This is a genomic window from Hungatella sp. L36 (assembly GCF_014288035.1).
In genome coordinates, this window is the sequence record NZ_JACOPC010000001.1 from 229,952 (window position 1) to 253,908 (window position 23,957).

At 48.5% G+C, this 23,957-nt stretch carries 15 protein-coding genes; 14 read left to right on the plus strand and 1 reads right to left on the minus strand.

The features are described 5' to 3' along the window. The first annotated feature begins 58 nt into the window (after window positions 1-58). The 11 genes from H8S80_RS00995 (at window position 59) to H8S80_RS01045 (ending at window position 17,161) form a co-directional block, all read left to right on the plus strand. Window positions 59-946 (plus strand): carbohydrate ABC transporter permease, encoded by an 888-nt coding sequence (locus tag H8S80_RS00995; protein ID WP_002600757.1) that lies wholly within the window; start codon window positions 59-61, stop codon window positions 944-946. After that, complete coding sequence (locus H8S80_RS01000) at window positions 946-1,800, plus strand: carbohydrate ABC transporter permease (protein WP_002600756.1); 855 nt, start codon at window positions 946-948, stop codon at window positions 1,798-1,800. The genes H8S80_RS00995 and H8S80_RS01000 overlap by 1 nt, the downstream gene beginning before the upstream one ends. A gap of 453 nt (window positions 1,801-2,253) precedes the next feature. Further along, on the plus strand, window positions 2,254-4,089 hold the full coding sequence (locus H8S80_RS01005) for a sensor histidine kinase (protein ID WP_025531162.1): 1,836 nt from the start codon (window positions 2,254-2,256) through the stop codon (window positions 4,087-4,089). After that, the gene (locus tag H8S80_RS01010; protein ID WP_002600754.1) at window positions 4,086-5,621 is read left to right on the plus strand and encodes a response regulator; all 1,536 of its coding nucleotides are present in this window, start codon (window positions 4,086-4,088) and stop codon (window positions 5,619-5,621) included. Before H8S80_RS01005 ends, H8S80_RS01010 begins: the two co-directional genes overlap by 4 nt. A gap of 277 nt (window positions 5,622-5,898) precedes the next feature. Beyond that, window positions 5,899-7,326 carry a family 43 glycosylhydrolase gene (locus H8S80_RS01015; RefSeq protein ID WP_117631522.1) on the plus strand — a complete coding sequence of 476 codons (1,428 nt, stop codon included), beginning with the start codon at window positions 5,899-5,901 and terminating at the stop codon, window positions 7,324-7,326. Window positions 7,327-7,438: 112 nt separating this feature from the next. Further along, a complete protein-coding gene (locus tag H8S80_RS01020; protein ID WP_002600752.1) occupies window positions 7,439-8,383 on the plus strand; it encodes an ABC transporter permease in 945 nt (314 codons plus the stop codon). Window position 8,384: 1 nt separating this feature from the next. Then, window positions 8,385-9,257, plus strand: a complete 873-nt coding sequence (locus H8S80_RS01025) for a carbohydrate ABC transporter permease (RefSeq protein ID WP_002600751.1) — start codon at window positions 8,385-8,387, stop codon at window positions 9,255-9,257. A gap of 34 nt (window positions 9,258-9,291) precedes the next feature. Beyond that, the gene (locus H8S80_RS01030; protein WP_002600750.1) at window positions 9,292-10,860 is read left to right on the plus strand and encodes a type 2 periplasmic-binding domain-containing protein; all 1,569 of its coding nucleotides are present in this window, start codon (window positions 9,292-9,294) and stop codon (window positions 10,858-10,860) included. Between the two features lie 242 nt (window positions 10,861-11,102). Beyond that, complete coding sequence (locus tag H8S80_RS01035; protein WP_029465692.1) at window positions 11,103-13,745, plus strand: glycosyl hydrolase family 2 protein; 2,643 nt, start codon at window positions 11,103-11,105, stop codon at window positions 13,743-13,745. Between the two features lie 73 nt (window positions 13,746-13,818). After that, window positions 13,819-15,627, plus strand: coding sequence for a sensor histidine kinase (locus tag H8S80_RS01040; RefSeq protein ID WP_002600748.1), 1,809 nt, complete (start codon window positions 13,819-13,821; stop codon window positions 15,625-15,627). Then, entirely contained in the window at window positions 15,605-17,161 is a 1,557-nt protein-coding gene (locus H8S80_RS01045) for a response regulator (protein ID WP_117631523.1), read from the plus strand. The genes H8S80_RS01040 and H8S80_RS01045 overlap by 23 nt, the downstream gene beginning before the upstream one ends. A 472-nt stretch (window positions 17,162-17,633) precedes the next feature. On the opposite strand, the gene H8S80_RS01050 is transcribed toward H8S80_RS01045, so the two are convergent. Then, on the minus strand, window positions 17,634-19,877 hold the full coding sequence (locus H8S80_RS01050) for a helix-turn-helix transcriptional regulator (protein ID WP_002600743.1): 2,244 nt from the start codon (window positions 19,875-19,877) through the stop codon (window positions 17,634-17,636). 373 nt (window positions 19,878-20,250) lie between these two features. Here H8S80_RS01050 and H8S80_RS01055 point away from each other — a divergent pair, with 373 nt between their 5' ends. From H8S80_RS01055 to H8S80_RS01065, 3 genes are all read left to right on the plus strand, one after another. Beyond that, window positions 20,251-21,177 carry an ABC transporter permease gene (locus H8S80_RS01055; protein WP_055657343.1) on the plus strand — a complete coding sequence of 309 codons (927 nt, stop codon included), beginning with the start codon at window positions 20,251-20,253 and terminating at the stop codon, window positions 21,175-21,177. Between the two features lie 11 nt (window positions 21,178-21,188). Beyond that, window positions 21,189-22,079 (plus strand): carbohydrate ABC transporter permease, encoded by an 891-nt coding sequence (locus H8S80_RS01060; RefSeq protein ID WP_002600741.1) that lies wholly within the window; start codon window positions 21,189-21,191, stop codon window positions 22,077-22,079. Window positions 22,080-22,379: 300 nt separating this feature from the next. Continuing rightward, window positions 22,380-23,942 carry an extracellular solute-binding protein gene (locus H8S80_RS01065; protein WP_002600740.1) on the plus strand — a complete coding sequence of 521 codons (1,563 nt, stop codon included), beginning with the start codon at window positions 22,380-22,382 and terminating at the stop codon, window positions 23,940-23,942. The last annotated feature ends 15 nt before the right edge of the window (window positions 23,943-23,957 follow it).

The following is a 23,957-nucleotide window of genomic DNA, read 5'->3' on the forward strand; positions in this document are numbered from 1 at the left end:
GCCGGAATGGTTCTCTAACAGCCCCTTAGATAAGAAAAGGAAAGGAGATGGGGGACAGATGGGAAAGAAAAAAGCAAAGTTTGATTTCGTATCAATGGGATTTATCGCACCGGCTTTCCTGTTTTTTACGCTGTTTATTATCGTGCCGACGATTGCCAGCGTCTATTACAGCTTTACCTCATGGGACGGACTGAATCCGGTCGTCAAGTTTGTCGGGCTGGCAAACTACAAAGAGATTTTTACCAGCGCCCGTTTTGGAAATGCACTGAAGAATACGGTGATTCTTACTGCGTTCATATCGATTCTGGAAAACAGCATGGCGTTAATCCTGGCGCTGATCGTGGATAATGTGAGATGGGGAAAGAATTTCTTCCGGAGCGCTTTCTACGTTCCCGTACTGATCAGCGGCATCGTGTCGGGCTTTATCTGGAAGATTATGTACAACTACAATTTCGGTGCAGTCAATACGATATTCCGTTCGCTGGGAATGGGCGAGTATTGCCAGGACTGGCTGGGGAATCCGAAGCTGGCTCTGATCATGGTCGGTGTCGTGCTGGTGTGGAAAGGCGCTGGTTACTACATGATTATCTACCTGGCCTCGCTGCAGAGTGTACCCACCGATGTGGTGGAGGCGGCGGCTATCGACGGCGCGTCACCGCTTCAGCGTTTCAAGGCAATCACACTGCCTCTGATCTCCGGTGCATTTACCATCAATCTGACACTTTCCCTGATTAACGGTCTGAAGGTGTTCGATCAGATCTCCGTCATGACGGACGGCGGTCCCGGATTTACGACAGAGACCATCGTGTACCTGCTGTATAAGGTGGGCTTCAATGAAGGCCGGCAGGGCTTCGGAACGGCGGTCGGCATCGTGCTCCTGTTTATTATTCTGATTCTCAACGCGATCCAGCAGAGCATTCTAAAACGCAGGGAGGTGCAGTTATAATGAAAGAAGTAGGAATTAAAGCCAGCAGACGGAAGGTACGACCGGGAAACGGTATTCTCTTTGCCGCGACGATTATACTGGCTGTTCTGTTCCTGGCTCCCGTATTCTTTGCGATTATATCCGCATTTAAGAGCAACGGCGAAATCCTGAAGAATCCCATGTCTCTGCCAACTACGCTGTACTTAAAGAACTTTCAGGATTTATTTGCCCAGTCGGATTTTGTGACGGCCATTTTCCACAGTGTGGTTTTAACGCTGGTATCCGAAGTGCTGATTGTCTTTATCGTTCCCATGGCGGCCTATGCGATGGAGCGGCGCAGGACGAGGGCAACTATATTTATCTATACATACTTTCTGGCGGGCATGATGATTCCATTTCATCTCTATATGTTCCCGCTGTTTAAAGAGATGAAGATGTTCGGACTGTTCGGCAATCTGGCAGGCCCCATCGCCTGTTATATCTCAGGCTCGGTGGCGTTCGGCTCCCTGCTGTACTGCAGCTTTTTAAAAGGAGTGCCGTTAGAGATCGAGGAGGCGGCCCAGATCGATGGCTGCAATCCGTTCCAGACATTCTGGAAGGTGACATTTCCCCTGCTTGGACCGTGTACTGCTTCCATGGTGGTGTTAAACGGACTCGGTATCTGGAATGACTTTTTAATGCCGTATCTCGTTCTTCCTTCAGACCGGGCAAAAACGATTACGGTTGAGGTATACTCCTTTGTCGGTCAGTATACGGCGCGGTGGGATATTGTGTTTGCGGGTACGGTTTGTTCCATCATTCCGGCACTCATTATCTTTGTGCTGCTGCAGAAGTATTTTGTGAAGGGGATTACGGCGGGGGCTGCGAAAGGGTAATGTGCCAGGGGGTACGCCCCAACACTTGCGGAGCGCCCGGGGACGGCAGGAGCAGAAGATTCAGCTGCTTCTCGTTTCCTCGGTGGCAGGAACTAAAGCAGGAAGACAGGAAAAAAGGGCGGATCGCGCAAACTACGGAAGAAATCCTGAAGGATTTTCCCTCCGTGTGCGCTTGAAAGCAGGCTTTGAGGCCTGCTTTCACCACCCTTTTTTCCTGCCTTCCTGCTTAAGTTCCTGCGTACCTCGGAAAAGGAAGCTGCTGAATCTTCTGCTCCTGCCGTCCCCGGGCGCTCCGCAAGCGCTGGGGCTGTGTACTGGCTGCGCGAGGTGAGAAGGGCTGTGTACTGGCTGCGTGAGGTGAGAAGGGCGGAAGATGGGATGGAAATTGAGGTTAAATGGGATGTATGGTATAATGGTGGGTAAGAGTTTTGGGGAGTAAGGGGAGGAAATAGTATGAAGAAGCGCTGGAAAAGGAATTTGAGCCTGTATCAGAAATTCTGTCTCGTTATTATTACGCTGGGGTTAATTCCCATGCTTTTTCTCTCGACGGTGATCGTAAACCGGATGTTTAAGGAGTATGGTAATTCTTTGAGGAGTAATTACGTTCAGGCGGCGTCTTATGTGAGTGAGTCGCTGGCTGATATGATGGAGAGCTATAATGGGGTGTCGAAGATGCCTTATTATTATAATTATTCCAGCGAGGGGGAGTTTCAGTTTAATTATATGTCGTATGATAATCTGAGACGGATTATCTATGGGATTGGTGAGGATCCGGAGTATATGGAGGCCAACCGGTATAAAAGCATGATGGTGTTTCTGGGAAATGTCCAGGCGGTGGACAGTTATATTTCCGGTGCACATTTTGTGGGAGAGGGAATTCAGGGGAAGAAGCTGGCATTTCACCGGTCGCGGCGGAATATTCCTTCGGAGGAAGAGACGGTGTTTGACGCCAGGATGGGGCTCGATGGACTGGATAGAAACAGTAAGAATCTGATGCTGATTCTGACTCATAAGAACGACTATTTTCGTATGCAGGATTCCTGGGTCTTTACACTGGCCAGGAATTACTTTGATTTAACGGGGGCGGTAGGGAATTATGAGTATGTCGGTACGCTGTTTATCGATGTGGATTTAGAGCGGATGGAGGCGGCGTTTAAGAATCTGAATCTCAATGCAAGGGACCAGGTCTATGTGTGCGATCGGGAAAATAATTGCTATTACAGCAGTGATGAGTCGCTGATTGGGAAGAATCTGACGTCGGAGGGAGTCCGGTTTGAGGAGACGAAGGAAGAGTTCGTTGTGGATACACCGTATAATGCCAGTGGGCTGAAGGTGATAATTACGATGAAGACGGCGACCGCCTATGAGAAGATCAGACGTATGCAGACGATGATGTATGTGTTCATCGGTGCGTCTCTGGCGGCGCTTCTGGGCGGTTCGGTGTGGTTTTCCAGGCGTCTGACAAAGCCGATTCGGAATATGATGGAACAGATGTCGGAGATTGAAACCGGTAACTTTCAGGTTCGCCTCCCTGTAACCTCGGGGGATGAGATTGGGGTGCTGTCGAAGCGGTTCAATCAGATGTCGAAGGAGCTGGAGAGTTATATCAATCAGTCCTATGTGGCGCATATGAAGCAGGCGGAGGCGGAGATGACGGCGCTGAAATCCCAGATTTATCCGCATTTCCTCTATAATACACTGGAAATTATCCGGATGACGGCGCTGGACAAGGATGATACGGTCGTATCTGAGATGATCGAGGCGCTGTCCAGCCAGATCCACTATATGATTGGCCCCATGCAGGACATGGTGCCGCTGGAAAAAGAGGTAGAGATCACAAGGCAGTATGTCTATCTGTTAAACTGCCGGATCAAGGGAAAGGTCCATTTTACCGCGGATTTAAACGGACTCAGTGAGGTTCACGTCCCCAAGCTGATTCTGCAGCCGATCGTGGAGAATGCCTATGTCCATGGAATCAAACCGAAGGACGGGTCCGGACATGTGATGATCGAGGCGGAGCACGTGGAGAACCGCATGGAAATCTCGGTCATGGACAATGGCGCCGGAATGAGCAGCGGGGAACTGGAACAGCTGAAGCTGCTTCTGGAAGGGAATGAGCCGGGGATTAAAAATGAACACAACTGGCAGAGCATCGGCCTGAAAAATGTGCACGACCGCGTGCGGTATCTATACGGAGAGGCGTACGGAATTGAAATCACCAGCACGCCAGGAGTCGGAACCATGGTTCGGATAATCATGCCGTGGAAAGAAGGGGGAGAAGAGGAATGATAAAAATGATTCTGGCGGACGATGAGCCCGTGATCATAAGAGGATTACAGAAGCTTGTGGATTTTAACCGTCTGGGTATCGAGATCGTGGGGGAATACGAAGACGGGAAAGCTGCTTTTGATGGGATTCTCACAGAGAAACCGGATATTGCGCTTCTCGATATCTATATGCCGAAGAAGACGGGAATCGAGATTTTAAAAGAGCTGAAGGCGCTGGGGATTGAGACGAAGGTGATCTTCGTCAGCGGGTTCCAGGATTTCCAGTATGCCAAGGATGCTCTGACGTACGGCGCCGTGAACTATCTGCTGAAGCCCGTTATCCGTGAAGAGCTGGTGGAGACGCTGGAGAAATGCATCACCATGCTGAAAAATGATGCGGATGGCGAAGGCGGCGGCCCGGAGCACCCGGATTACACGGAGGAAGAGGGGCCAGCGGCGGCGTACGATAAGCTGGTGGAAATGGAAGAGTGCAGATATTTACCGATCCTGACGGAAATTCTCTACAGCAGACAGACGGGGAAACAGGAGCGAAGGCTGGTCCAGTTTTCGGTATTGAGCTTTCTGGAGCAATATCTGGAAAAACGGCATCTGGGGATTGTTTTCTTAAAAAATGGCCACATTGTCATGGTGCTCAAGAATCCGGAGAAGGAGGAGACGGGAAGAACCCTCGGTTCTATCCTGGAGGAAGCAGAGGTGCAGCTTCACATTCCGCGCTGCCGGCTTGGTTTTATTGTGGGTAATCCGGCAGACTCCATGGGAGAGATACCGAAGGCGTATGAAGCGTGTCTGTCCATGACGGGATATTTCTATTTCAGCAGCCAGATCAAAATTCCGGTTCTGCATGTTGGGGAGCCGGTCTTTAAGAAGCCCGCCACACTCGAGGAGATCCGGGAAGTGAGAAATCAGCTGATCGAAGGGATGGTGGCCCAGGATGAAAAGGCGTTTACGGATGCGGCCGCCCGTTTTCGGCGTCTGGTGTGCCTGATTTCGGAGGGAAGAAGGGACGACGCCTGCTTCCACTACGGAAGCACGATTCGTATCATAGAGGAACGGTTTGAAACCATGGGCATTGATGGAATGCCCGTGGAGTTTAAGGATATTCTGGAGCAGGCAAGGCAGAGCGAGTCCTATGAATGCCTTACGGGCCTGTTTGAAGGATACTTTAAGGAGTATAAGGACCGGATAAAAAAGGCGGTCGTGAGCAGTGAGAAAAAGGATATTATCCATGCAAGGGAGTATATTGAGAGGCATTACAGCGAGAACCTGACCCTGGAGGTACTGGCCGGGGAAATACATATGAATCCCTACTATTTCAGCAGCTTTTTTAAGAAGAATTCCGGAGAGAATTTTAAGGATTACTTAAACAAGGTGCGGATGAAACATGCGATCAACCTGCTGGTATCCACTGATAAAAAAACTGCGGATATAGCGTCGGAAGTTGGCTTTCGGGACAGCAGAGCCTTTTCGGAGCTGTTTTCCAGAATCTACGGAGAGACGCCTTCCAATTACAGGAAACGGGTGAAGAACGGGTGAGATGCGGAGCGGTGGAGGGAAATGGCTTTATTGTGATGCGGAAGGATAGATGATCAATTATATGTGAGGTAGCGTGAGGGTGTTGCGAATGAATGCAGCGCCCTTTTTTGCTGTTAATGGACTTTTCTAAAAAATACCCGGTGAAATACTAAAAAATGCCAATAGGTATCCGACAGCGCTTGTGATAAGGTGATAAACAGAACAGCAAGTTACCGGAGTGTGGCTGAAGCTTTATTTCCGCTTCAAGCGAAAACTCTGAAGGAAAGGAAGAAGAAAAATGCAGGCAGTAAATCCATTTTTACCATCGTGGGAATATATACCGGATGGGGAACCGCATGTTTTTGACGGCAGAATCTATCTGTTTGGGAGCCACGACCGGTTTGATGGGGACGGATATTGTATGAATGATTACGTGTGCTATTCGGCGGATACGAAAAATCTGAAGGAATGGCGTTATGAAGGGGTGATTTACCGGAAAAACCAGGATCCCAGAAACCAGGAGGGAGGGCACTGCATGTGGGCTCCCGATGTGGCAAAGGGGCTGGATGGACGGTATTACCTTTATTACTGTCTCGATGTGCTGCCGGAAATTGGTGTTGCAGTCAGCAATGCGCCGACGGGGCCTTATGAATTTATGGGACTGGTACATTATCCGGATGGAACACCTCTGGGAAGAAAGGAGAAAGATTATATCCAGTTCGATCCCGGTATTTTGATTGATGAGGACGGGGAATGCTATCTGTATTCCGGCAATGGGCCGAGGTGTAAAGGGCTTCATGAGAACAAGGCTTCCCAGGTGATGCGCCTGGAGGCAGATATGGTGACGCTGAAGGAAAATCCCAGACTGCTGCTCCCGACCACGGAAACCAGCGAGGGGACCGGGTTTGAGGGATTCGAATTTTACGAAGCCAGCTCTATCCGTAAGATTGGAAAAATCTATTATCTGATCTATTCAGATAGAAAAAGCTCATCTCTATGCTATGCGGTCAGCTCGTTTCCGGACCGTGGATTTACGTTTGGAGGAAGGCTGATCGACATTGGAGATATTGGAATTGATGGACGGGAAGCTGCTGCACCGGCTAATTTCCTTGGAAACACCCACGGGGGAATCGAGTGTGTGAATGGAGCCTGGTATCTGTTTTATCACAGGCAGACCAACCGGACCTTTTTCAGTCGTCAGGCCTGTGCGGAGCTGGTTACGATTCTTTCGGACGGAAGGATCCCTCAGGTCCGTATCACTTCCTGCGGACTGAATGGAGGGCCGTTAAGGGGGGCAGGAGTCTATGAAGCGCGGATCGCCTGTCACCTGTGGGGAAAAGAAGGCGCAGTCTGGTCCAGAAAGGCGCTCATGGAAGGGCGTTTCCCTTACTTCACACAGGACGGAAGCGACCGGGAGAGCGGGCCTGGACAGTACATTGCCAATATGCGGGATGGAGCGTCGGCAGGATATCGCTATTTTAATTTAAAGCCGGAGGGCGCCATCCGGCTGCGGGTTCGTGGAGAAGCCAGAGGGCGGATGCTTCTGCTCGGTCATCCGGATGGCTTGTATCTTGGCGAAGTACCGATTCATATATTCTCCCCGGACTGGATGGCTTTTGACGGAACTTATACAGGAGCAGAGAAAAATGGGATACAAGGACAGGCCCTCTATATGAAATACGAAGGAACCGGCGCACTGGACTTTTTGGATTTTGAGTTTTTATAAACTTGTAACTGTTCAGGACAATCTTAAAAATGCCATGCTTTTACATAAAAAATGTCCGTTGAGTACAGCGGGAAAATGAAGGATAATGAAAAGCACAAAGGGGGTTACAATCATGTTAAAACACAAGCAGCGTGTGTCGAAGGCCTGCGCGAAAGAAGAAACCTGGGTACATAACATTCAGAAATACTGGCCTTACTATCTGATGGTTCTTCCAGGACTGCTCTTTTTTGTTATATTCAAGTTTATTCCCATGTTTGGAAGTATCATCGCATTTGAGGATTACAACATTGTTGGCGGCTTTTTAGACAGTCCGTGGGTGGGATTTAAGAATTTTAAGACGTTGTTCGCTTACCCGGACTTTAAAAAGATCCTGATGAATACGATCATCCTGGGATTCTGCAAGACGATTCTCATTTTCCCGATTCCGATTTTACTGTCTCTGATGTTAAATGAGATCCGGCAGCAGCGGCTGAAGAAAGGAATCCAGACGGCAATCTATATTCCATATTTTATTTCCTGGGTTATTGTAGGAGGTCTGGTATTCGACTTTTTCGGTATTGGCGGATTTTTCAATAACATCAGAGATATGATTGGCCTGAAGCCGGTTCTGGCCATGCAGAGAGAATCCTGGTTCCGGCCGATTTTCATCATCTCGTCGATCTGGAAAGAGGCTGGCTGGGGAACGGTGGTTTATCTGGCGGCGATCAGCGGGATTGATCCGTCTCTTTATGAATCGGCTTCTATGGATGGAGCGTCCAGATTCCAGAAGATGCGGTATGTTACGTTCCCGCTTCTGGTGCCTACCGTGGTGACTCTGTTCTTACTGAATATTGGAGGCTTCCTGGAACTCGGATTCGATCAGGTGTACAACCTTCAGACGCCGATGACCTATGCGGTCAGTGATATTTTCGATACGTATGTATACCGGGTCGGTATCCAGCAGGCTCAGTACAGCTTTACGACAGCGGTCGGTCTGTTCCAGTCTGTTGTGGGTCTCGGACTTGTGCTGATATTTAATAAGCTGTCTCAAAAGACATCAGAAGGAGGGTTATGGTAAAATGGGAATGAGAGAATCCCTGCGGGACCGGCTGTTCCGCCTGGCAATGACTGGAGTTCTGCTTTTACTTGCAGTTGTTATGATGATTCCTCTGCTTTCGGTGCTGGCACTGTCCTTCAGTTCCAAGGCGGCAGCGGACATGAATGCGGTTAATTTACTGCCGGTGGGCTTTACATTCGACTCCTGGAGATATATCCTTTCTAACAGGGATATCTGGAGATCGTTCTTTATTACGGTGATTGCCACGGTTTCCGGAGTGGTGCTGTCTCTGGCTATTACCTCCCTGTTTGCCTATCCCCTGTCGAAAAAGGAGTTTAAGGCGTCCAAGCTGCTGATGATTGTCGCATTAATTACGATGGTATTTAAGGCACCGGTCGTTCCGTACTTCCTGACACTTAAGAACATCGGGCTGTTTAACAATCCGCTGGTGCTGGTACTGCCCCAGATCTTAACGGCCTATAATATGATTATCATGAGAAGCTTTTTCCAGCAGTTCCCTGCGGAAGTGGAGGAGGCGGCTATGATCGATGGGGCCAGCCGCTTCAAGGTGTTTTATCAGATCGTACTCCCGTCTTCCAAGGCGGTGCTGGCTACCGTGGGATTATTTTATGGGGTGACACTCTGGAATCAGTTCCAGCACCCTATGATGTTTATTCAGGATATGAAGCTCTTTCCGCTTCAGATGAAGATCCGTCAGCTGATTGGAAGCGGTAGCGAGCTTCAGAATGTGGCGGCGTCTGTCAATGTAAATTACAGTGACCGTACGCTTCAGGCTGTAGTCGTGGTATTTGCGATTCTGCCGATTATTGCAGTCTATCCGTTTATACAGAAATATTTTACAAAGGGAGCAATGCTTGGCTCCGTGAAAGGTTAAGATTGGTAAACTATAAAAGAGGAGGATTTATTTTATGAGAGCAAAACGAATGGCGGCAGCAGTCCTTGTAGCAGGCATGGTCCTGTCATCTCTGACCGGCTGCGGGAGCAGTGCGAAGACAGAGACGGGAAGCAGCGCGGACACGGTCAATGCGGATGGAACCCCGGACCTGGAGATGTGGGGCGTCAATGAGGGATATCTGCCAGTTGAAAAGGGCGGCGATGTATATAATTTCTATAAGGATTTAACTGGAGTGGGAATCATACAGCCATATGTGGAATGGAATGGCGGAAGCAACTATCAGCAGCAGCTGAACCTAAAGATTTCGGCGGGTGAGATGCCGGATATCTTCCTTCCTGTAAATGGGATGGAGGGCGATCTGATCAAGAACGGAGCCCTCTTAGATCTGACGGATCTGCTTTCAGAGAAAGCGCCGCACTTATGGAATTCAGTGCCGGAGCGGGTATGGGACATCGTTCGCTCCTATGATCCGACGGGGGAGGGAAGAATCTACGGAATCCCGGACGTGAGGCCGTTTACACCCTATACAGGTATGATCCGCCAGGACTGGCTGGATACGCTCGGGCTTTCCATGCCGACGACACAGGAGGAATTTGTAGAGGTATTGAGAGCATTTAAGACCCAGGATCCGAATGGAAATGGGGCCGCGGATGAACTTCCTACCGGTGGCCGTCAGGATGCAAAATGGATGGATCATCTCTTTGCAATGTACGGTGTCGCTCTTCAGGAAGGCGCTCCTGACTGGGATATCTACGATGGTGAACTGACCTATTCCGCGGTTACTCAGAATATGAAGGATGCGCTTCAGTTTATTCATGACCTTTATGAAGAGGGCCTGGTTGATCCGGAGACTCTGTTAAATGATAAAGCCGCCTGGGATGGAAAAATCAACTCTAACCGTGTTGGCGTTACCTTCCGTTTCGCACAGGACGCACTTCTGTATGCGGAATCCATGGAAGCAGCTACCGGCGTAAAACCGAACTGGGTATCCATGCCTGCAGTTAACGCTCCCGGATACGAAGGTTTTTATACGACAAAGCAGATCAACGGACTGGCCTGGGTAGCGAAAAATACCGATGATCCGGAGAAAATTGATGCAGTCATGAAGGTATTTGACGCATATGGCAATCCCGATTACTGGGCCGATTTCTATTATGGTATCGAGGGAATGCATTGTGAGACTGTGGACGGAAAGAAGAAACAGAAGGCGGACGATAAGACGACTCAGCAGAAACTGGTTATCATGCCGGCCAATTCCCTGGCAGATTTGGATTTCAAGATTCAGCTTTACGAAGATATGAAAACTGATGACAGAGCCTGGGCGATCGATGAGGCGATTAAGGCCATGGAAGACGTACAGCCTTATGGAAAGGTTATCGCAGGGGATGGCATGCCCTCCAGCGTATATAACGGATATGCGGATATCTTAAACAGAACACTTTATGTGGAATACGCTTCCAAGATTATCACTGGTGAGTATGAGATCGACAAGTTCGATGAATTCGTGGAAAAATGGTATGCTTCCGGCGGTGAGCAGGTGACAAAAGCTGCGAGAGAGTGGTATCAGAAAACACTGCAGTAGAGCATGGTAAAAAATTGCTTTGGGCAGCCGGGACGGATGGACAGCATTCGGTCCGGCTGCCAGTTTTGTGTAACAGGAAAGTGCTCCTATTACACAAAAAGCCCTCCGGGCAGGAGGCGCACTCCGCGCTGGGGAAGTGTGGTTGCTGAAGCAATAGCATGCCCCGCTTTATCGGGTACCGCGCTCCGGCGCGAGAGTCCGGCTTGCCGGACTCTTTATTATAAAAAAGAGAGGAAGGACAGATGACGATGAAGTGTACAGAGGAAGTGCTGCACGGACATGAAGGAAACTATATTCTGCCTTTTTTGTGGCTTCATGGAGAAGAAAATAACAGGATTATAGAAGAAATAGACAGCATTGAGAGATGCGGCGTCCGGGCGTTCTGCGTGGAATCCCGCCCCCATCCGGCGTTTGGAGAGAGGCTCTGGTGGGAACAGCTGGGGATAATCCTTCGGGAAGCAGAAAAAAGGAACATGAAGGTATGGGTGCTGGATGATAAACATTTTCCTACCGGGTATGCAAATGGCGAGTATGAGAAACAGCCGGTGAAGGCAAAAATTTATTTGAGAGAGTTTCATATGGACCTGTGCGGGCCTGCACGGCAGAGTACTGTTCTAATCGAGCATGCGCTGAAGGAGCCGGAAGAAATTCTGGCGGTATGGCTGTATCGCCGTCATGACCGTGAAACGTCGCAGCTTATTGCTGAAAATGCTGAGAATCTCACGTCCTCTTATCAGGATGGAATGGTACAGCTCAATCTGGAGAAAGGGCTGTACCGCCTGTTTGTCCTGTATACCAGCAAAAGTGGAGGAGGCCGTGAAAACTACATGAATCTGCTGGATAAGGACTCGGTCCGTGTGCTGATTGATGCCGTATATGAACCACATTATGCACACTTTAAGCAGTATTTTGGGACCGTGCTGGCCGGGTTCTTCTCCGATGAACCGGAATTGGGAAATGTCCCCGGGTATGATTATGACATGCTTCCGGGACAGGAAAAAGCAGTGTATCCGTGGAGCGAATCTTTGGCAGAGGCGCTGAAAGAATGCTGGGGAACGGATTTTACCAGGCTTTTGCCGGTGTTGTGGACCGATATGGGAAGCGGGACTCCGGCGCTGCGCTATGATTATATGGATCGGCTGACCCGTCTGGTCAAACGATGCTTTAGCGGGCAGTTAGGGGACTGGTGCAGGAAAAAGGGTGTGAAATACATCGGTCATATTATAGAAGACAACAATGCGCACGGAAGACTGGGCTGCAGTGCAGGTCATTATTTCCGGGCGTTGGAGGGACAAGATATGGCAGGAGTTGATGTGGTTTCCCAGCAATTGATGCCGGGCTGGAAGGATACGGTTCACCGATGGGTGGATGGAGAAGAGGATGGGGAGTTCTTTCATTTCGGTCTGGCAAAGCTTGGAAGCTCTGGGGCTGCGTCCGACCCGAAGAAGCAGGGGCAGGCGCTGTGTGAATTATTCGGTGCATATGGCTGGGGGGAGGGCGTTAAGCTGATGAAATGGATTCTGGACCATATGCTGGTCAGAGGAATCAATCAGTTTGTCCCTCATGCCTTTTCCCCTCTGTATCCGGATCCTGATTGTCCGCCTCATTTCTCCGCCGGTGGAAAGAATCCCCAGTTTCCGTTTTTTGCCCGTCTGATGCAGTATTTAAACCGCAGTACCCATCTGCTCCAGAATGGGCGCAGGTGGACGGAGGCCGCAGTTCTGTATCATGCAGAGGCTGAATGGACGGGAACCGGAGCCATGATGTTTCAAAAGCCGGTACGGGAACTGATGGAAAACCAGATGGACTGCAATATTCTTCCTGCAGATGTATTAATACAGGCAGAAATGAAAGAGGGGAAGTTTTACTTAAACGGGTATGATTACAGTGCGTTTATCCTGCCCTGGTGCAGGAGAATCCCGGAACAGGCAGCAGCGTTTATTCTGCGTGCCGGCCGTTCTGGAGTGCCTGTATTTGCGGTGGATGCGATGCCGGAATGTGAGATTCACGGGGCGGCACTGTCCGCTGAAATACAAAAGACTATCCGTGTCGTGCCATTAAAGAAACTGGCAGAAGAAATCCGGCGGGTCAGCCGGTGCAGCTTCTTTCTGCCGGTTCCGAACGCTGATTTAAGGGCAGTGCGGTATCTTCATGAAGATGGTTCTGTCTGTATGTTTTTTAATGAAAGCACAGACAAAGAGATACGGACAGAGGTGACGATTTCTGCAGCAAAGGAGATGTGCTGGGTCCGTTACCGTCCGTTTGAGAATGAACTGGAGAAACTTGTAAATACCGAGGAGGCGTTCTGCCGTCCGGTGATGAAGGGAAAGACGAGTGATGCAGTATTCCTCAGTTTACAGCCGGGGGAAGCGGTATTTTTGGTGCAGGCATTGGAGAAAGTGAATAAAATATCTTTTTTTTCAGGTTTAAGGAAGGAGTGGGAACAGCCAATTCTGACTGCCTGGGCGGTTTCCAAAGCAGAAGTGGGATGCGAATTTGAACCCTGCCTTGTGCTGGAGGAAGGCGAACCATTTCCCAATTTAAATGGCCGAGAATATTATCCTGGATTTTCAGGCATATTCCGTTATGAAGGAAGCTTCCGGCTGGACATGGATCCGGTGGGGCTCGATCTGGTTCTCGATTTTCCAGCCATATCAGAGTGTGCGGAAATCCTGATCAATGGACGGCAGGCCGGAGATCTGATGGAGAACGGCCGTTTCCTTGATGTGACCGGCCTGGTATGCCAAGGCGTCAATACAATCAGGGTAGAAGTGAGCAATACGCTGGTCTGGAAGCTGCGGGATAAGAAATCCGCGTATATGCAGATAAAACCGACCGGAATCCAGGAAACGCCTGTCCTGAAAATCAGAGAATCGGTGGAATAGGGAATCCACTTCTAAATGTTGAAGGAATCTGGAAAGTATGGCAGAATAGAGGTCAGAGGGAGGGCGAAAAATAATGAGACGTATCTGGAGTAATATGAGGATTCATAATAAACTGATGATCAGCTTTTTGTCCGTATGCCTGGTTCCGCTAATTCTGGTCAGCTCCCTGCTGTATCGTTTCTCCGCGCGCAGCCTGGATGCCTCTGCCATGGAGTTTGCATCGGTGTTCAACTCCCAGATCAGCAGCAGTTTGAACCAGTTTATTAAGGAATATGACCGCGTAACGAAATCGGCACTTGTAAGCAGTAAGGTAATTGAGAGCTTAAGAGACGGCGGCGGTTCGATCCTGGAGCGGGTGGACCGGCAGATCTATCTCAGAAATGTTATGATGCAGATGGTGACATTAAAGCCGGAAATAGGAGAAGTCATGCTGCTTACTTGGGAAAATGAACTTTATCAGCTGAGTACCCAGAGTGTGATGATCGATCAGGCGGAACTGGAGCGTCAGAACTGGTTTCAGGAGATGCAGCGGGCGAAGAGCGTTCTTTATGTGACAGAGGCCCACGACAGTGCCTATTATGACAGAATGCAGGACAGGATTGCAGTCACCGTATCCAGGAAAATATATGACTATGCGGGGAAATACATTGGCGTTCTGATGCTTGATATTGATCCCTCCCGTTTAATTGAGCTGAATGATGATTTTTTGGTTGCACGCAGCCATTATAATATTCGCATCAACGTTACTAATGTAGAAAACCGGATTCTTTACGACTCTGATGTATCCAGCGGTCTGAAAAGCTGGCAGGATGTATTGGGAACATCATTTTCCCTGGATAAGAATGACAGCAAGGATTATCTGATGATGTCGAGCGAGACAGAGGGGGGAGAGTTAAGGGTTAACACCATCATTCCGCGGAGCAGGCTGCTTATGAGTACGAACCGGATTCTGCACGTAACGATACTCGCAACCCTACTCTGTTCCCTGCTGATTCAAATCGTTTCCTGGCTCCTAAGCAGGGCACTTACCGTTCCGATCAAGCGTCTTTCGCAGGGAATGAAGCAGGTGGAGAAAGAAAATTACAAATGCCTGCTCCCGGGAGAAGGGAAAGATGAGCTTGGTATGCTTACCAGAAGCTATAATCAGATGGTGCAGCGGATCCGGACCCTTATTGAGGACGTATATCTGGCAAAAATCAAGGAAAAAGAAGCAAAATACCTGGCGCTTCAGACCCAGATTAATCCGCATATGCTTTACAACACTCTGGAATCCATTCGAATGAAGGCGCTGCTGCAAGGGGCGGATGAAACCGCAGACATGATTAAGATCCTGTCAAAAATGTTTCGCATGACTTTGGATGGGAGCAGGGAAATGAGTACGATCGGGACGGAGATCGAATATGCAGAAAATTATATCAGGCTTCAAAATCTCAGATTTAAGAATCATTTCCTGCTGGACTGCCGTATCGAGGCGGGGCTGGCTGAGCACCCGGTCATTCCGCTTCTAATTCAGCCGATCCTGGAAAACAGCATGAAACACGGGGATAAAGACCGGAGCCGCTGCCTTCATATGAGCATTGAAGTCACCGCGGATTCGGATGAAATCCGAATTCTCATTATGGACGACGGCTGTGGCATGCCGGAGAACCAGGTGAAGCGGCTTAATGAGAAGTTATCGTTTCAGGATATCAAGACGGTTACCGATGAACCGAAGGCAGAAAAAGATAAGAGTATTGGTCTGCTCAATATTGCGGAACGGATTTACCTGCATTACAACGGAAGAGGCCGCATCCGTGTGGATTCGGGAGAAGGAAAAGGAATGTCAGTGGAAATGGGAATTCCGTGGAAGGAGGAGGGGGATGTACCGCATACTGGTAGTTGACGATGAACAGATGATTGCAGATGGACTGAAATTTTTGATTGAAAAGGGGACACAGGACTGCGAAGTGGTGGGTGTGGCGTATGATGGAGCGGAAGGAGCTGCCAGTGCTTTAAAGCTAAAGCCAGATATTATTCTGACGGACATTCGGATGTATGAGATGGATGGACTTGAGATGATCCGCCGGATCAAAGAGGTGGGAGTTCCGGCCCGTTTTATCATACTGAGCGGCTATGCAGATTTTTCATATGCGAAGCAGGCGATTGCTCTGGGGGTCGAGGAGTATATAACGAAACCCATTGAAGAGGAAGAACTGTATGGTACCCTGCGGAAAGTGTGTCTGTCGATTCACCAGCAGAAGTTGAAGGAAGGGCGGCTCACCAGCCTTGAAGAAACCATGAGTGAGTATGACCAGGGCATGAAGCAGTACCGGCTTCGGGAAATTCTGCAGGGACGTACGGAAACGAAGGAGAGCGACGCCCGGTTTGACTTTTTAAATCATGTGTTTTACTGTAGTGCTGTCTATGAGAGTCCGGCAGAGAAGCGGTTTGAGAAGATGTATGAAGAAATCTGTAAAAAGCATTTGAAAGAAATGGATTATTTGATTACAAACGGTCATGAGCAGGGGAGAATGGTGGTATGTCTGGGAACATCAGAGATGTCGGGTATGCAGCGCACCATAAATATCTTGGGAAAACTGCGGCTGGAATTCCAGAATGAGACCGGTGAGGCAGTGAGTCTGGGAATTGGAACGCCGCACCGGTCTGTATCCGGAATCAAGAAATCCTATGAAGAAGCGCTCTGTGCTTTAAATTACAAAGTTATCCGAGGGCCGGGAAGTCTTGTTTATTATGGGGAAATCCGAGATATCTTGAAAACGCCGTCCCATATTGCCGAGGAAGACGTAAAGGAACTGGAACGCTGCATGAATGAGATGGACAGTGAGGGATTGAGCAGGATTGTAGAGAGTATTTTTCGAAAAATAGGGAAGCCCAAGTATTTAAGTCCGGAAGTCCTCCAGGCTACAGCCATTAATCTGGTGCTGTCGGGAATTTCAAAGATGCCGTTTATGCAGATGCAGCTGAACGAATACCTTGGGAAGAATATTCTTTCCCTGGATAATATCGCAAAATTCCAAACCATGGAACAGCTGAAAAACTGGATTATCAATGTCCTCCAGGGGATGAATGAACTGATGTTAAAACAGAGTATGCCGGAGAAACGGGATGTGATCCAGGAAGCCAAAGAATATATTGTCCGCCATTTCGAGCAGGAGATTACGTTGAATGACATCTCGGAGCGTTTCTTTATCAATCCCTATTATTTCAGCCAGTTGTTTAAGAAGAGGACGGGTGTTACGTACCAGAAGTATCTGACTGGAATCAGAATGTCGAGGGCAAAAAAATTGTTGGAGGAGACCGATTTAAAGCTGTTCGAAATTAGCGAAATGGTGGGTTACAGCGATGTGAATCACTTTCGGCGAGTCTTTGAAAAGTATGAAGGGGTAAAACCAAATGAGTACAGGAAGCGGCTGTAACGACAGATACTGCTGAAAAGATGGTACTATCATGGATTTTGGCTGTGATGAGTATTAATTTTTTTATATGATTGAGAAAAATATAAAAGGGTACTTGAAAAAAACAAGTACCCAGTGTATAATTTACTTAGAAGTAATCAAAAGACAATTCTGGTCTGATGATTGCGCTTCGGATTCTGTAGTAATTTATAGTTACCAGCTATCCTCTAATGCCAGTAGAGGATAGCTATTTTCTTTTCTGATGATTTTCTATGTAAGTCAGCGCGGCAAAGATCACCAGCACTAATGTCAACACTTCAAGTGTATTCATATTACATGTCCTCCTGCGGTTATTTCCGAAGGAAACCATCAGACTATCCTCTGACTTCTATAATCAATTATACAAAAATATTATAACATTAAATAAGAGTAAACAAAACATAAAAACAGAGTGAAATATTCGATGATCCCCCATCCTCCACATTCCCCATCCTTACCCATTCCTCTGCCCCGCATTCCTGTATGCGGCCGGCGTCAGTCCTGTCTCTTTTTTGAATATGGAATAAAAGTAGTTCGGGTTGGAGAATCCGGTTGCCTCGGCGATGGTGGTGATGGTCATATCGCTGTTCATCAGAAGCTCCTGAGCCTTAACGATGCGGATCTGGCGTATGTAGTCATTGATATAAAAGCCGGTGATGGACTTAAAGATTCTGGAAAAATAATTGGTAGAATAGCCTAAGTACTCGGCCACCATTCCGGCGCTTAAGTTGTAATCATTATAGTGCTCTTCAATGTACTTTCTGCTTTCCTCAATCCGTTCAAAATGCTTGTTGTCCTTTAACTGTTCGGCTGCGGCCTTCCGTTCCTGGTACCATTCAAAGATGGTCAGGAGGACGCCGGCCCCTTCCGTCAGAGTGGCAGGAGTGTGGAGCGTCTCGGCAGATAAATAGGAGTCCTTGTCGGGAGCGTTTAATTTCTGCATCTGGAACAGGAGGTCTAAGTACAGCCGGTTAAACAGCAGGGAGGCGGGCTGATATGAATACTGCTTTAAAATAGAAAGGAACTCCTGAACATTTTCCGTGAATTCCTTTTGTTTTCCGTGCAGCATGCAGGCGAGAATCTCATCAGCCAGCTTATCGGGATACGTCATGTATTCCGGCATCAGTTCCATCACACGCCCCGGATAGATAATCTGATTGGTACCCAGCACGAAACGATAGTTCTTAAGCTCCAATACGCGCCGGTACACCCGGTTCAAATCCTCAATTCCACTGGTCACGCCGTCGAGACTGATGGTTAAAACCAGATGGTTGTCTGTAAGAAGTTCGTCCTTAGCCGCCTCCAGAAGCCGTACCAGTTCATCGAAGGTGATGGGAATGCCCTCTATGGTATTAATCAGACAGATGACCTGGTCAGATGCGACGGGAACGCATTCCGTGTAGAAGAGGGGGCTTAAGGTTTCATGAAGATGCTGGCTGATCCTGGTCTGCACAATGGGGGCAAGGACATCGCTGCTGTCACTGTTCTCTATGAAAAAACAGGCTAAAAACATCCCTTCAAAGGGAATCTCCCACCCATTCTTTTCCAGAAGCTCCTTCGTCTGGGCGATATCGCGGTTCCCCAGAACCAGACCACGGATCAGGTCTGATTTCATACGGGGCTGATAGAAGGCATTTTCCTCCTCCAGCTCCCTGATTTCATCGATGGCATTTTCATAGACGTGGCGGATCAGGGAGAATTCATCCATGTCCGAGCCGCCGGCGTACTTGGAATCCCGAAGCTCTTCGGTAATCGCCTCCAAAGGCCGGTAGAGCCGTTTCGTAATGATATACTGCAGCAGAATGGCAGTCAGGAAGATCGCCGCTGCCACAGCCAGAGACAAGTTTCTCTGAACCTTCATGGGACCGACAATTTCACTGTACGGGACACCGCTTAAAAAGGTGAAATTCTGGGCGGGATCCTTGTAAAAGGCGCATAAATAATCGTCTCCGTGAAAGGTTCTTAAGCTGCTGGCGGATTCGCCCTCTGTCAGACCGGGCCAGGCGAGAAACGCCTCGCAGGCTTCCGGATCTGAGGTAAAATCTTCCGTCAAGTCGGAGAGCAGAACCATACCATTATCCCCCAGAACCATACCTGCCTGGGAACCGGTTCCCAGCACGTGCTCCGAGAGCTTCTTCATATCCAGATTGATGAATATGCCTCCGCTCAGCTCATCAAAATTATCCGCATAGACCGGATAGGCGAAGGTAAGGGCCTCTTCCGACGTTCCTGTCAGAGGGGAAGGGAAGACGGAAGCCTTTTTTGCCTCCTTTAAATACTCCCAGCAGTAATCGAGGTTGAAACGGTAAGAGCCGCAGGTTATGGCGTCGTCTGCTGTGGCATTGTAGATATAAAGGGAGCTTACGTATGGATTGATGTTGTAGAATTTCTTTACAATCAGATACGTAGCGTAGTTCTCTGCCGGATCGAATTCCTTTAGTGAGCTGAAGCCGACAACTCTGGAATCCAGGATGACCGTATTGTAGAGCTGTGAGATCTCACTGACCAGATCGTTCATGGTGCGGGCGCTCTTTTCCAGATTCTTTTCCTGGCCGTCGTACAGATTTTTAGAGAGAGAATCTGCGTATCTCTGATAAAAAAATACCGTCAGGATGAAAATTGTGACGGAGATGACCAGCAGGCATGTGCTGAGCATCTTTCTGAAATAATTCTGGCCACCAATCAATTTCTTTATCATATCTCTTTTTACCCCAATCGTAATTGTTCTCTGAGCATACCATTTCCCATGAGTGTTTTCTAGCAGAAAAGTGAGTCCTGTTAAAGATAAGACTCCGGCCGACAGCGTGACCCGCTTTATCGGGTATGCACACTTCGCGCTGAGGATATTTGGCTGCTGAAGCGGCCGGACTCTTTATTCAGTATAGCGAAAAGCGGCCCTGGAATCAATCATCAGGAGGGCTGATCTTTGGAAATGAGAGTAAAGTGTTAGATTTTAAAGTCTGAAAACCCCGCTTTTTGAAGCCATTACGGAGTATCCGCAGTTTACGGAGGCATGCCTGGGAGCGTATAGTGAAATCATGCAGGGAGCAGGAAAGGAGTAGAAAAGTGATATGAAAGGAAAGGGATTTTTTAAGGAACTTTATAAGAACAGGGCTCTGTACAGCATGTTTCTTCCGGCCGCCGCGGTTTTAATTCTGTTTAATTATCTGCCCATGTTTGGTATGGTAACGGCGTTTAAGGATTTTAACTTTGCAGACGGAATATTCGGAAGCCCCTGGATTTCACCGCTGACGAAAAACTTTGAATATCTGTTTTCGTCGGGATCGGCGACAAGGGCCACATGGAATACGATCTTGCTAAATCTGTTATTTATCGTATTCGGACTGGTATTCGAACTGGGATTTGCATTGATGTTTAATGAACTGAGGATGAAGAAATTTAAATCTGCCGTGCAGTTTGGTATCTTTCTCCCCTATTTCATTTCCTGGATTGTGGTAGGACTGTTTTCCTATAACTTATTTAACTATGAACACGGAAGTCTGAATACACTGCTCAAGTTGTTTGGAATGGAGGCCATTAACTGGTACGAGAATCCGAAGATGTGGGTCGTGATCCTGGTGGTGTTCCGTGTCTGGAAGATGACAGGGTACGGCATGATCATGTACATAGCGGCATTGGGCGGTATTGATACGACATACTATGAGGCGGCGAAAATTGACGGTGCATCGAGATGGCAGCAGATTAAGAGCATCAGCCTGCCGCTGCTGGCGCCGACAGCAATTACGCTTCTTCTGCTGAACTGCGGCAAAATCATGAACGCGGATTTCGGAATGTTCTACTCCATGATTGGAAATAACGCGCAGCTCTATTCCACCACGGATGTGCTGGATACGTTCATTTACCGTAACTTAAGGCTCAACGGAGACGTGGGGATGTCGTCGGCCGCAGGGCTTTACCAGTCGGTGCTGTCCACGGCGATCCTGCTTTTTATGAACCGTCTGGCAAGAAAGCACAATCCTGACGGAGCACTGTTTTAAGGGAGGAGAAAATGATGAAACAAGGAAAAAAGCTGTCATGGAAAAATTTTCCCATCAGCATCCTGCTGGCGGTCAGCGCACTCATCTGTATCGTGCCGTTCTGGCTGGTTCTGGTCAGTTCACTGACGCCGGAAGCTGATATTATATCATACGGATACTCGCTGTTTCCAAGGCGGATCGATTTTACGGCGTATAAGATCCTTCTGGCGGACGCGGGAAGAATCTTAAATGGATATAAGATTTCAATTTTTGTAACTGTGGTGGGAACGATTCTGAGTGTTGCGGTGATTACGCTGGCGGCATACCCCATTTCCCAGGACCGCGTGAAGTATCACAGGGCTCTCAATTTCTTCGTTTTGTTTACCATGCTGTTCAATGGAGGAATGGTGCCGTGGTTTATCGTCTGCCGGAATATGCTTCATCTGAAGGATTCCGTATGGGCCCTGATTCTGCCGTATCTGGCTAATGCCTGGTATATTTTCCTGACGAGAAACTATTACCGGAGCATTCCTGCGGAACTGGTGGAGTCTGCGAAAATCGACGGAGCGTCGGAATACCGAATCTTTTTCCAGATTATTCTGCCTCTGGCGAAACCGGTTATCGCCACCATCAGCCTGTTTATCAGCTTAAACTACTGGAATGACTGGTGGCTGGGGATCATGCTGATCGACAACACGGATTTACAGCCGCTGCAGCTGCTCCTGCGAACGATCACCTCCAATATTCAGTTCTTAAGCTCCTCCTCCAATGTCAACGCGATCACACAGGCGGCGGGGAGCATACCATCGGAGGGAATCAAGATGGCGACCTGTATCGCCACCATCGGTCCGATTATTCTGGTCTATCCGTTTGTACAGAAGTATTTTGTAAAAGGCATTATGGTAGGGGCTGTAAAAGGGTGAGAATACCTGACGGATTGCAGTTTACAGCCCGGTCGGTCTCTGCTTCCCGGTCTGCCCCGGCTGGCTTACGCGTAGTTTCCAGTTCAAGTTTCGGGGATAAGCACTTCTAAACGTGCAGAATTGCTAATCCCCTGCAAAGTCACTGGAAACTACGCGTAAGCCAGCCGGGACAGACCGGGAAGCAGAGACCGACCGAGCTGTGAACTGCAACCCTGACAGAGGCATCACCGCAAAATGATACAGATGTTTTTGCAATGCGCAACAAAAAAATATATAATAATCAAAAGGAGAGAGGTTACAATGAAAAAAAGAACAGGTACAAAGGCATTATCGATTGCACTGGCCGCTGCGCTGTGCATGACAGGACTTGCAGGCTGCGGGTCCAAAACGCAGGAGACACAGGGAAGCACCGCGGCAAAGACAGAGGCGGGAGAGACTCCCGCGGAGTTAAAACCAGTGACGCTGAAGCTTTGGTCCTGCAGCGATAAGTATCAGGCGCAGGAGGAGGTACTGGACAAATTTTGCGAAACGTATAGAGACAAACTGAATATTGATAAGATAGAGTTCAATTACGTGCCGTTCGGCGATTACGAGGATAAGATGACCTCCCTTGTCGCAGGCGGAGATGATTTTGATGGAATGTATGTTTCTGACTGGATGCTCTATAATAAGATGTCCAACAAGGGCGGTCTGATGCCATTAAATGATTTCATGCAGCAGTATGCGCCGTCACTCTATGCGACGTATCAGGAAAATGGCTCTATGACCGCATGCAGCATCGACGGCCAGCTGGTGGCCATGCCGTGGACGAAAAAGAAGAGCTCCAAAGCGATTCTTCTTTACCGGAAGGATCTGGCGGATCAGTACGGAGTCGATACCTCCAGGCTTGAGACGATCGAGGATCTGGATGCCATGCTGACAGAGGCCAAGGCAAAGGTTCCGGATATTACGATATTCGAATCAGGTTTCCCGAGAGGCAATACATACAGCGATGTGCTGGCTGTACTTCATGCAAAATATGAAATGGACAACATGAATTATCACACCCTGACCTTTGATTTTAACGAAGAAAAGCCGGTACTTAAGGCTGTGGAAGAGACTCCGATGTTTAAAGAGGCAGTCACCTGGATGAACAAGTGGTATAACGAGGGGATCGTATCGAAAAATGAGCTTTCCGAGACCGATACTAAGATGTTTGAGAACGGCAAGACATTTGCAAAGGTGGGACTTCACGAGAATGCCATGCAGGGCGTTGTATTCAACATTCCAAATGCAGAACTGGGATATGCAGAAATTTATCCGGACGGAAAGTACCGCTATGATTCCCCGTTAAATAATGCATTTGCAGTCAACAAGAATGCGGCCAACCCGGAACGGCTTCTGATGCTCCTGGAACTGTTAAACACGGATGAGGATGCATATGATTTATTCATGTATGGAATTGAGGGGGAAACATATGTAAAGGGCGAAGACGGCTCCATCCAGTATCCGGAAGGCCAGGATGCAGCAAATTCCACATTCCTGGGCTGGTTCTGCTGGCCGTTTGTCAGAGGCCAGTTTGATAAGCCATCGGGAATGATCACACCAAAGGCGCTGGAGATGGAAAATGAATGGCTTGAAAAGGACAGCCTTGTCGTATCTCCACTGACAGGCTTTAACCCTGACACCAGCAGCATCAAGACAGAGCTGGCGCAGAGAGACCAGTTATACGACGAGCAGGGCAAGCTGCTCCTGGCAGGCATTGTGGAAAATAATGATGTGGACGCAGCCGTCAATAAGTATATAGAGAGTCAGAAGGCGGCAGGACTCGATAAGATCCTGGAATTCATGCAGACGGAAGCAGATAAAATGACCGGGAAGTAAGCCTGAAGGGCAGAT

Excerpts from the sequence above, each read along its gene's own strand:
- H8S80_RS00995 (WP_002600757.1), top strand. The coding sequence starts at position 59 with ATGGGAAAGAAAAAAGCAAAGTTTGATTTCGTATCAATGGGATTTATC.
- H8S80_RS01000 (WP_002600756.1), top strand. The coding sequence starts at position 946 with ATGAAAGAAGTAGGAATTAAAGCCAGCAGACGGAAGGTACGACCGGGA.
- H8S80_RS01005 (WP_025531162.1), top strand. The coding sequence starts at position 2,254 with ATGAAGAAGCGCTGGAAAAGGAATTTGAGCCTGTATCAGAAATTCTGT.
- H8S80_RS01010 (WP_002600754.1), top strand. The coding sequence starts at position 4,086 with ATGATAAAAATGATTCTGGCGGACGATGAGCCCGTGATCATAAGAGGA.
- H8S80_RS01015 (WP_117631522.1), top strand. The coding sequence starts at position 5,899 with ATGCAGGCAGTAAATCCATTTTTACCATCGTGGGAATATATACCGGAT.
- H8S80_RS01020 (WP_002600752.1), top strand. The coding sequence starts at position 7,439 with ATGTTAAAACACAAGCAGCGTGTGTCGAAGGCCTGCGCGAAAGAAGAA.
- H8S80_RS01025 (WP_002600751.1), top strand. The coding sequence starts at position 8,385 with ATGGGAATGAGAGAATCCCTGCGGGACCGGCTGTTCCGCCTGGCAATG.
- H8S80_RS01030 (WP_002600750.1), top strand. The coding sequence starts at position 9,292 with ATGAGAGCAAAACGAATGGCGGCAGCAGTCCTTGTAGCAGGCATGGTC.
- H8S80_RS01035 (WP_029465692.1), top strand. The coding sequence starts at position 11,103 with ATGACGATGAAGTGTACAGAGGAAGTGCTGCACGGACATGAAGGAAAC.
- H8S80_RS01040 (WP_002600748.1), top strand. The coding sequence starts at position 13,819 with ATGAGACGTATCTGGAGTAATATGAGGATTCATAATAAACTGATGATC.
- H8S80_RS01045 (WP_117631523.1), top strand. The coding sequence starts at position 15,605 with ATGTACCGCATACTGGTAGTTGACGATGAACAGATGATTGCAGATGGA.
- H8S80_RS01050 (WP_002600743.1), bottom strand. The coding sequence starts at position 19,877 with ATGATAAAGAAATTGATTGGTGGCCAGAATTATTTCAGAAAGATGCTC.
- H8S80_RS01055 (WP_055657343.1), top strand. The coding sequence starts at position 20,251 with ATGAAAGGAAAGGGATTTTTTAAGGAACTTTATAAGAACAGGGCTCTG.
- H8S80_RS01060 (WP_002600741.1), top strand. The coding sequence starts at position 21,189 with ATGATGAAACAAGGAAAAAAGCTGTCATGGAAAAATTTTCCCATCAGC.
- H8S80_RS01065 (WP_002600740.1), top strand. The coding sequence starts at position 22,380 with ATGAAAAAAAGAACAGGTACAAAGGCATTATCGATTGCACTGGCCGCT.